The sequence below is a fragment of the Streptomyces sp. NPDC006529 genome, from assembly GCF_040611795.1.
In the GTDB taxonomy this organism is placed as follows: domain Bacteria; phylum Actinomycetota; class Actinomycetes; order Streptomycetales; family Streptomycetaceae; genus Streptomyces.
On sequence record NZ_JBEXPB010000088.1, the window covers coordinates 1 to 9,591 of the forward strand.

Here is a 9,591-nt window from a genome sequence, read left to right on the forward strand (position 1 = left end):
GTGGCGAACCACGGGGGTGCTCGCCACGGCGTGTACGAGACCGCCCTGTCGCGTTCCCCGCCACCGCGCCCGACCGTCCCGGCTCAGGAGGCCCCCCTCCCCGCCAGGGCACCGCCCTGCCCGAAACCGGTCTCGTACCGCGCTCCCGCCCCTTCCGTTAGCAAAACTCAAGCGTGGCGCCCACATCACCCCCTGAACGTTAGTAAAGTCCCTCTCATGACTTCGCCCTCGTCTCAGAACGACCGAGAGAAGGTCGTCTCCAAGCTGCCTCCGTGGCTGCGCCAGGAGTTGAAAATCCGCACGGCACAGCTGCGGGTGGACATCCAGGACGCCGTCCACCAAGGCATCTCCCACTGGAGCGCCCTCGCTTCCGCCCCCTCCCCCGTCGACACCTCCGGCGCCGAATCGTTCTCCACCTGGCTGCCCGCCGGCCAGTGGGAGTCGTTCCGCTCGACCGCCAAGGACCGCGGTGTCTCCCTCATCCAGGGACTCGCCCAATCCGTCGGGCTGTGGCTGGAGATGAACCCGGCCCCCACCGTCAAGCGTCCCTCCGTGGTCCGCCGCATCATCGTGTGCAACCAGAAGGGCGGAGTCGGCAAGACCGCCATCACCGCCGGTACCGCCGAAGCCCTCGCCGAGGACCCGGCGAGCCTCCACCCGGTCCGCATCGCCCGCCAACTGGCCCGCCTCGCGGCGGAAGAGCCCCTGCACACCACCGAGCCGCACGCGGCACAGGCACCGGCCGACGCGCCCCTCCCCCACTCCCCCACGAACCCGTTCGACCTGGAGGACCTCCCGGGCCTCGGCATGCGCGTCCTGCTCGTAGACTTCGACCCCCAAGGCCACCTCACCAAGCAGCTCGGCCAACAGCCGCTCCCCATCGGCGGCGACAGCCTCACCTGCCACATGGCCAGTGAAGCCAAGGGCCCCCTCGCGGACCTCATCGTCCCCATCGCGGACGACCGCTTCGGCGACCGGCTGCACATCCTCCCCGCCTGCACCGACGCCTTCCTCCTGGACGTCCGCCTCTCCACCGTCCGCGCCCGCGAGGCCGCCCTCGAACGCGCCCTCGCCCCCGTCGAGTCCGACTACGACGTGATCCTCGTGGACTGCCCCCCGAGCCTCGGCCTCAGCATGGACGCGGCCATCTACTACGGCCGCCGCCGCGACGCGGAACAGCCCGGCGCCTCGGGCGCGCTGATCGTCGTCCAGGCCGAGGACTCCTCCGCGGACGCCTACGATCTGCTCACCTCCCAGATCAACGACCTCCGCGACGACCTCAGTCTGGACATCGACTACCTCGGCCTCGTCGTGAACCTCTACGACGGCCGGCGCGGCTACATCGCGACCTCCTCGCTGCAGGCCTGGATGGACATAAAGGATCCGCGCGTCGTCGCCATCGTCCCGGACCTCAAGGAACAGCGTGAGGCCGTCCGCGTGAAGCAACCGCTGTTCGTCTACGCGCCCAAGGGCGACCAGGCCATCGCCTTCCGCGCACTCGCCAGGGAGATCTCATGAGCAAGGCCGACAAACTCGGGGTCTCGGCGTCCTTCGCCCGCGCCCAGCCCGTCGGGGTCAGCTCCCGGCGCGCGGCCATCGCCGAAGCCACCGGAGCGCCCACCTCCGGAGTGGTCCCCCCGTCCGAGGTGCCGATCGAAGCCCTCGCCCACAACCCGTTCAACCTCCGCGAGGACCTCACGGAAATCGACGAGCTCGCCCAGTCCCTGATTTCCCGGGGCCAGCTCCAACCCCTCGCCGTCGCCACCCGCATGGCCTTCATGGAGGCCCACCCGGGCCAGACCGACGGCCTGGGCCGGGCCCCGTACGTCGTCATCGACGGCAATCGCCGACTCGCCGCCGCTCAGCTCGCGGGCCTCAAGACGATGCACATCCACGTCAACGACGCCCTCTCGACCTCGGCCGCGGACATCCTGGAATCGGCTCTCATCGCCAACGTCCACCGCGTCGACGTGGCCCCGATGGACCAGGCCCGCGCCCTCCAGGAACTGGTCGACGTCCACGGCTCCCAGGCCCAGGTGGCCAAGCGCCTCGGCAAGACGCCCGCATGGGTCTCCCAGCGCCTCACCCTCCTGAACCTCACCCCGACCCTCCAGGAGAAGGTCGACACGGGCGAGCTCAAGGTGGAACCGGCCCGCCGGATCGGCCGCCTCCCCCAGGAGTCCCAGGCCGCCGCGGCGGAGGAGACCATTAACGCCGTTAACCCTCCGCGCCAGCGCACCCGTCCGACCCCGCCCACCGTTAACGGCGTTAACGCCGTTAACGCCCCGACGACCACACCCCGCCCCGAAACCCCAGCCCCGACCCCCGCCCCCGCACCCGCCGCCCACCGCATCACCATCACGACGGAATCCCCGGAAACCATCGCCGACGCCCTGACCGCCCACCTCACCCCGGACGAGCTCAAGGCCGTCACCGAACTCCTCATGACACGCATCTGACGCGGGCGGCACACTCCCGGGGGCGCTGACGGCATTAACGCCGTTAACGCCCCCGCGTGCGTTTCGTGTGCGTTCAAACGTGCGACTGGACTAAGATCCGCTACGGAGGTAGGTACATGCCCGACGAACAAGAAAGCCTCTTCGCAGCGGTCGACGCCCTGCTGGAGGAAGCCGCCGCCCAGGACGCGCTCCCGCACCCCGACGAACGCAAGCGCCTGCGCGAAGCCGCGGGCCTCAGCCAGGACCAGATCGCCAAGGCCCTGTCCGTCCGCCGCGAAACGGTGACCTCCTGGGAAACGGGCCGTACGGAACCCCGCCCCCCGAAGCGCGCGGCCTACACCCGCCTCCTCGACGGCCTGGCCACCCTCCACCCGCACCGCATTAACGCCGTTAACGCCCCCGCCACCACCCCGCCGACCGTTAACGCCGTTAACACCCCGGCCCCCCACCCGGCCTCGACCCCGCCAACCGTTAACGCCGTTAACACCCCCGCCCCGGCAATTCCCCCCACCGAGGCACCGGCCACCCCAGCGCCCACCATTAACGCCGTTAACACCCCGGCACCGGCCACTCCCCCCACCGAGCCGGGATCCCCCATCCCGCCCAGCGTTAACGCCGTTAACGCTCCGGCCCCCCACCCCGCCCCGGCCGCGCCACCCGTCGACGGCGTTAACGCCGTTAACGCCGAACCCACCCCACCCCAAGCCCCGGCCGCTCACCCCCAGCCCCCCGCCACCCCGGCCGCACCCCGAGCCACCCCCCGCCGCACCCTTTCGCCCTCCTCCCCCACCTCCCCGTCCCACGCCCCTTACACCCCCCTGGCCGTCCTGGACGGCAACGCCCAGGCCCACACCACCGGCGGCCTCATCCTCAGCCTCCCCCCCAAGGCCGCCACGGATCTCCCCGCCCTCATCACCTGGGCCCTCAGCGAAGAAGCCGGCCTCCGCTCCCCCCGCCTCCACCGCAACGGCAAGGACGGCGACCCCCTCCTCGTGCTCACCGCCGAGGCAACCGAAGCCCTCGGCCTCCCCCTCACCCTCGAAGACCGCCGCGGCCTCCGGCTCCCCGACGACCACCCCGTGGTCCGGCAGCTCGCCAAGAGCAAGTGGCAGCTGACCCGCCGCGGCTTCGGCCCCTGGGCCCGCGTCTACCGCCCGGCCTCCCCCACCACCGGCCGCCAGTGCGTCCAGCTCGCCGTGCTCCCCTGGGCCGCGCTCGACCCCCGCGCCTGGGGCGAGGGCACCGCGGACCTCCCGGCCCCCGAACTCGCCCTGCTCCTCACCACCTACGCCACCCGCGTCCTGACGCCCCGCGGTTCCACCGCCGTCACCGGCCTGGAACTCATGACGGCCCTGCGCCCGCCGACCCGCGCCGTCCGCAACCCCGAGACCAACGTCTGGGAGTCGGCCCCCGTCCCCGGTTCCCTCACCCGTCCCGTCGACCCGGCGCCGCCGGAGGCCCCCGACGAACACCCGGTCGTCGCCGCCCTCTACCCCCGGGCCCACCAGCGCACCCCGGACCAGGTCCTCGACGAAGAGGCGTACGACTGGATCCGTGACCCCGAGCTCCTCACCGACGCCGAATGCGCCCGCACCCACGCGGTCGGCATCGACGTCAACATGGCCTTCGCCGCGGCCGCGAACCGCCTCACCGTCGGCCTCGGCCCGGCGGTCCACACTGCGGCCCCCCGCTTCGACCCGAAGATCCCCGGCTGCTGGCTCGCCGACCTCTCGGGCCTCTCCCTGGACCCCCGCCTGCCGAGCCCCTTCACCCCCCACGGCAAGCCCCCCACCGGCCCGGCCTGGTACGCGACCCCGACCCTGGCCTACGCGCAGGAGCTGGGCCACGCCGTCGCGCCCACCGAAGCGTGGCTCCGCCCGGACAACGGCGCGTACCTCGACGCCTGGTACAGCCGCCTGCGCGACGCCTACATGGCCACGATGGCCGACCTCGGCGTCACCTCCGGCGGCACCGACGAGGCCTTTCTCCACGCCATGTCGCTCCACAAGCAGAAGGATCCCGCCCTGGCCGCGGTCCTCTCCGCCATCAAGGCCACCGTCAAGGGCGGCATCGGCAAACTCCGCGAACGCCCCCAGGGCGCCGGCTACCGCCCGGGCGAATCCTGGCCCGCCCTGGAACGCCCCACCTGGCGCCCCGACATCCGCGCCGCCGTGATCTCCGCGGCCCGGGTGAACATGCACCGCAAGATGCTGAAGCTCGCCACCGCCGCCGACCTCTACCCCATCGCGGTCCTCTCCGACTGCGCGGTGTACCTGTCGAACGGCCCCAGCCCCCTGGACTTCCTCCCCCGCACCCCCGACGGCAAGCCCGTGCCGGGCGGCTTCCGCCTCGGCGTCAGCCCCGGGATGGTCAAGCACGAGGGCACCCAACCGCTCCTCTGGGCCGTCGGCCTCCTCGACGAGGGCCACAACCCCGCCCGCCACATCAAGGGCCACGACGCCGCGTCCGACGGAGAATAAAGAGACATGTCAAGCAACATCGAAGACAGCCTCGCGCAAGCGGACGAACACAACTTCACACGACCGATCCCGAAGTCCCCCCAGGCCCGCATGAGGTTCCTGCTCAAAACCGAAAAGAACTCGACCAAAGCGGTCGCACAGCGTCTCGGCATCTCCCCCCGCACCGTCGAGCGCTACCTCAAGGGCCAGATCAAGACTCCCCGCCCCGAACTGGCGGCCCGCCTGGAAGCCGAGGTCCGCAAGAGCTGGCAGCCCCTGGTCCGCAAGCGCGCCCGGGCGAAAGCGGCCAAGTCCACCGGCCTCGTCGTGGAGACCCGCGCCCGCTTCGGCTTCACCGCCGCCCCCGGCACCACCGACGACGGCCGCATGCGCCGCATCACCCAGCACCTCCCCCCGGAGTACGCCGCCCGCCTCTTCGCGGCCCAGGAATCCGGCGCCACCGAAGCCGAACTCCGCCACATCACCGCCCAGGGCCTCCAGGACGTCTACTTCCGCGACCAGGGCTCCCGCGCCCCCGGCCTCCTGGTCGACTTCACCGACATCGACTACATCGACTTCGACTTCTGACCCGCCGCGTCCAAGACTGTGCGCAACAAGGCGGCCATCGATCGACCGGCCACCCGCAGCGGTTCCGGATCCCGGGCAGCCCGGCTGAGCATGAAGGCACCCTCCAACATCATGATCATCGAGTACGCGAGGGACCGCGCCGTACTCGGCTCGGTCACCCGACGGCCGAACCACTGTGCCGCCGCGGCGACCCACTCCTCGAAAACCTCCGCCGTCGCGGTGCGCAACACCTCATTGCTGCTCGCGACCTCCAGGGCCACCGTCCCGATCGGGCACGCGTCGGCGTAGTCGGCCGCAGCAAGGTCATCTGCAGCAGCATCGAAGGCGCGCACGAGGGACTCCACCGGATCGGGCACGCTGTCCAGCAGCGCCAGGACCATCCGGCCGTACTCGGTTCCCGACACGCGGATCATGTCCTCGGCCAGCTCTTGCTTGCCCCCGGGGAAGAAGTGGTAGATCGAGCCGAACGGTGCGTCCGCCTCCGCCGCGATCCGCTTCAGGCCGGTGGCCGAGTAACCGTGTCGGCGGAACAGCACCGCGGCGGCCCGCTGAACTCTGGCTCGCGTGTTCGGCTCTCCCATTGCCCTCCACCCCCTTTCCCCGCAAGATTACAGTAGAACGATCTATCAAGTGAGGGGCTGGCATGCCGAGGATCGAGTTGTCGTCCGGACCGATCGACTACCAGGACACCGGTGGTGAAGGGCCCGTACTGGTCCTCGCCCACGGTTTACCCATGAACGAGACCCAGTGGCGCAAGGTGGTCCCCTTGCTGGACGGGTACCGCTGCGTCCTGCCCACGCTGCCCCTGGGCGGTCACCGTCAGCCGATGAAGCCGGATGCCGATCTGTCCCAGCGCGGTGTTGCCCTGCTCCTGGGCGAGTTCATCGAGGCGCTCGGTCTGGACCGGGTGACCCTCGTCCTCAATGACTGGGGCGGCGGTCAGTTCCTGGTGTCGGAAGGGCAGGACCAGCGCATCGCCCGCCTGGTGCTGGTGGCCTGCGAGGCATTCGACAACTTTCCCCCCGGGCCGGCCAAGGCCATGGCACAGGTCTGCAGGATTCCCGGCGCCGTCTGGCTGCTGACGCGGCTCATGCGCGTTCCCGCCTTCCGCCACAGCCGGGGCGGATACGGCGGGATGAGCCTGCGCGGAGTGCCCGACGAGATCATGGACGACTGGTTCGCGCCCGCCACCCGCAACAGGGCCATCCGCAGGGACTTCGCCAAATTCGCCACCGGAGCACCCGGACGCAGAACCCTGCTCGCCTGGAGCGATCGACTGCGTGACTTCGACCGCCCGGTACTGGTCGTCTGGGCGACCGAGGACCGCTTGATGCCACGTGAACACGGCCCCCGGCTGGCCGAGCTGTACCCCCAGGGCCAACTGGTCGAGATCGCCGACTCGTCCACCCTCGTCCCCGAAGACCAACCCGAACGACTCGTCCAAGTACTCACCGACTTCCTGACCCAAACCGGAGCAGAACCGGTCCGAAGGGTCTCCTGAACGCGGGGCGGCAGACGTGACAACCACCGCGCTTCGGCTCATCGGCGCCGTGGAAACCTCCGGGGGCAAAAGGGCCGGGTGCCCTCGGAGGCTGTCACCGAGCCCCCACGGAACCTGTCAACAGGTCACCACAGCCCACAGAGCCCCATCCAGACGCCCCGTCAAGCCCCTCCACGGCCCTTCTGAGCCTCTTTCTCTCACCCGTAGTGGCCAGATAGCCACCCACGCCCCACAAAGCCGAGAGGCGCCACCGAGCGGCTTCAGCCACTCCGTAGCGCCTCATCAACGGCCGACGTCCCCCGGGCATCACCCCACGGCGTGCAAGGTCCGCCTCCGCTTCGCCTCGACGGCCTTCTTCGCGGCCGTCTGCGCGGCCCGCTTCTTCCGCTGCTCAGCGAGCTGGTCCTGATACTCCGCCACCGCACGGTGGTAGCTGTCGACGTACCCCCGCGCGTCCAGTCGCTCGTCCATCGGCATCTCGTTCACTGCCGCGACAGCGTCCTCGAACGAGTTGTATCCGGCCAGCATCGGATTGATCTGGTAGACGCCGTTGCGGACCTTGCGCACCAGCCGCGCCAGCTCCAGGCTCCGCAGCGCGGCGTTCACGCTCGGCCGACTCAGGTCCAGCATCCCTGCGATGGAAGCCTGGTCGATGAGGATCCGTCCGCCGGGCTCACTCAGCGAACGCAGCTTCAGCAGCACCCGGTAGGCCGCGGGCGGGAGGTCCAGGTCAGAGAGAAGCCCGTCGGCGTTGACCGCGGCGAATCGCAAGGTGCTCACTGAGCTGTCCCTTCTTCCTTGCGCTGTCCTCGGCTAAGCCGACGCGCAGCGCGCTCTTTGGCCCGTTCGGCCCGCAGTTCCTCGATCGCCTGCCGCATGTGGTCCAGCGACGGGAACCGCACCAGATCCGGCAAGCTCGTGTCACTGCGAATCTGCGAGATGGTGCTGGACTGCTCCACCTTCACAAACTCACCCGTCGTCTCCGTACCCGGGATGAACTCGGCTACTCGGTAACTGTAGGGCGGGTTGAACTGATACACACCCCGCCTCACCTTGAAGACGATCCCATGAGACATCACCGTGTGGAGCGCCTCCGACGTCTTTGTCCGACTGACATCCAGGATCGTAGCCATCTCCTCCTGGGTCAGCGGAATCCGCCCCCCCGCTCGCTGACACGCGATGAGCAGCAGGATGAGGCGCAACGGCAGGGCTTCCCGGAAGTACTGCGCGATCACCAGGAAGAACTCGAGACTGTCCATCGAGAACGCGTTGGGCTGGCTCTGGGTGCCGTAGAACTCCAGCGGCTTGCGCTCGCCGTCCAGGGTCAGCTTGCGGCTCGGGTAGCGCTTGGCCAGGCTGTCCAGATCCTTGACGGGCGCCAGCGGCTGACTCCACGCCGAGATCGCGTCATCAACGGGCAGATCAGGACGCGGCGCGCGCGACGGACTCGGCCGGCGGCGCTGTGGCTCTGATGACACGAGGATGCTCTCCACTTCGTTGATCTGCGGAAAGCAGTATGTCAACAAGGGTGACACTAGTGTCACGCTCGTTGACGTTCGGCGTGTCTTACGTCCCCCCAGGGGGGACACATCTCGGCCACGCACCTTCCGGAGCCCCCTCGGGCCCCCCTGGCTGAACCCCACCCCTCCCCCCGGCAGTTAGCCGACACATCTCCGCAAGAACGTCAGTTTCCCCGACGTTTTGGGCCAAATACCGTCAGCCGCGCTGACGTTTTGTAGGCGTTGTGTCCCCCTACCAGCGACACAACGCCCGAGATATGTCCCTCCTGAGGGGACATATCTTTTCTCGCGCACCCCCTCTGACCTGCGGCGACGCATCTCCGTACCCTCTATAGGCCCGTGGTCGTCCCGCTGCGCGCACTCAGCGCCGTCTGTAAGGCACTTCTGCCCCGTGGTTTCTGACGGGCACTCAGGAGTTGTCGATCTTTCAAGGCTCCCGGACACGCTGTCCAGAACAGCCCCGAATCTGACTGATTCCCATTTCTATCCACAGTCCGTTTTGAATCAGAAACGCTCAGTCAGCGTTAACGGCGTTAACTCCCTTGGCCAAACAGTCATATCAGTCCTAACTATTCTCGACCACATCTGATCAGCTCATCTTCATTCAACTCGCTACCTCAACACGTACTCTCTACTGCCTCGGCGTATCGGCCCCATCCCCCCATGGGTTGAGCGAAGCCAAGGTCACGGCTTCCCAAGCACACTGCTCAGGTCTGCCCTGGCCAAAGGCCAGGCCCTTGATCCGCGAAGCGGACCGGCCCCGAGCGCAGCAAGGGGCCTTCGCTTGTCGACCGAACGAAGCGAGGTCGATCCCTTCCCAGGTGCGGAGCGCCTGGGGTCCCTGGGCCGAAGGCTCAGTCCTTGGCCCGCGAAGCGGGCCGACCACCGAGCGCAGCGAGGTGGCCTCCCTTCTCGGTCGAGCGAAGCGAGGCCGGTCCCTTCCTAAGCGCGTAGCGCCGGCCCCGAGCGCAGCGAGGGGGCTTCGCTTCTCGGTCGAGCCGGGTCGTCGGCGCACAGCGCCCGCGACGGTTCGCCGTCGTAGTGCAGCAGGCCGTACGGGTTGT

8 protein-coding genes are annotated in these 9,591 nt (G+C 69.1%); 5 read left to right on the forward strand and 3 right to left on the reverse strand.

Translation table 11 applies throughout. The features are described 5' to 3' along the window. Positions 1-216: 216 nt before the first annotated feature. The 4 genes from ABZY31_RS30760 (at position 217) to ABZY31_RS30775 (ending at position 5,506) form a co-directional block, all read left to right on the forward strand. Positions 217-1,518 carry a ParA family protein gene (locus tag ABZY31_RS30760; protein ID WP_356416904.1) on the forward strand — a complete coding sequence of 434 codons (1,302 nt, stop codon included), beginning with the start codon at positions 217-219 and terminating at the stop codon, positions 1,516-1,518. Beyond that, positions 1,515-2,459: a ParB/RepB/Spo0J family partition protein gene (locus tag ABZY31_RS30765; protein ID WP_356416906.1), complete on the forward strand. Its 945-nt coding sequence runs from the start codon at positions 1,515-1,517 to the stop codon at positions 2,457-2,459. Before ABZY31_RS30760 ends, ABZY31_RS30765 begins: the two co-directional genes overlap by 4 nt. A gap of 116 nt (positions 2,460-2,575) precedes the next feature. Next, positions 2,576-4,939, forward strand: a complete 2,364-nt coding sequence (locus tag ABZY31_RS30770; protein WP_356416908.1) for a helix-turn-helix domain-containing protein — start codon at positions 2,576-2,578, stop codon at positions 4,937-4,939. Between the two features lie 6 nt (positions 4,940-4,945). Then, complete coding sequence (locus ABZY31_RS30775; protein ID WP_356416910.1) at positions 4,946-5,506, forward strand: helix-turn-helix transcriptional regulator; 561 nt, start codon at positions 4,946-4,948, stop codon at positions 5,504-5,506. Here ABZY31_RS30775 and ABZY31_RS30780 read toward each other — a convergent pair. Then, complete coding sequence (locus ABZY31_RS30780) at positions 5,485-6,087, reverse strand: TetR/AcrR family transcriptional regulator (protein WP_356416912.1); 603 nt, start codon at positions 6,085-6,087, stop codon at positions 5,485-5,487. The genes ABZY31_RS30775 and ABZY31_RS30780 overlap by 22 nt on opposite strands. A 62-nt stretch (positions 6,088-6,149) precedes the next feature. Here ABZY31_RS30780 and ABZY31_RS30785 point away from each other — a divergent pair, with 62 nt between their 5' ends. Continuing rightward, positions 6,150-7,007 carry an alpha/beta hydrolase gene (locus ABZY31_RS30785; RefSeq protein ID WP_356416914.1) on the forward strand — a complete coding sequence of 286 codons (858 nt, stop codon included), beginning with the start codon at positions 6,150-6,152 and terminating at the stop codon, positions 7,005-7,007. Between the two features lie 306 nt (positions 7,008-7,313). Here ABZY31_RS30785 and ABZY31_RS30790 read toward each other — a convergent pair whose 3' ends face one another. Then, complete coding sequence (locus ABZY31_RS30790; protein ID WP_356416916.1) at positions 7,314-7,787, reverse strand: MarR family transcriptional regulator; 474 nt, start codon at positions 7,785-7,787, stop codon at positions 7,314-7,316. Next, positions 7,784-8,500 carry a hypothetical protein gene (locus tag ABZY31_RS30795; RefSeq protein WP_356416918.1) on the reverse strand — a complete coding sequence of 239 codons (717 nt, stop codon included), beginning with the start codon at positions 8,498-8,500 and terminating at the stop codon, positions 7,784-7,786. The genes ABZY31_RS30790 and ABZY31_RS30795 overlap by 4 nt, the downstream gene beginning before the upstream one ends. Positions 8,501-9,591 lie beyond the last annotated feature (1,091 nt).

Coding starts and splice junctions, on each gene's coding strand:
- ABZY31_RS30765 (WP_356416906.1), top strand. CDS start 1,515: ATGAGCAAGGCCGACAAACTCGGGGTCTCGGCGTCCTTCGCCCGCGCC.
- ABZY31_RS30760 (WP_356416904.1), top strand. CDS start 217: ATGACTTCGCCCTCGTCTCAGAACGACCGAGAGAAGGTCGTCTCCAAG.
- ABZY31_RS30775 (WP_356416910.1), top strand. CDS start 4,946: ATGTCAAGCAACATCGAAGACAGCCTCGCGCAAGCGGACGAACACAAC.
- ABZY31_RS30785 (WP_356416914.1), top strand. CDS start 6,150: ATGCCGAGGATCGAGTTGTCGTCCGGACCGATCGACTACCAGGACACC.
- ABZY31_RS30780 (WP_356416912.1), bottom strand. CDS start 6,087: ATGGGAGAGCCGAACACGCGAGCCAGAGTTCAGCGGGCCGCCGCGGTG.
- ABZY31_RS30770 (WP_356416908.1), top strand. CDS start 2,576: ATGCCCGACGAACAAGAAAGCCTCTTCGCAGCGGTCGACGCCCTGCTG.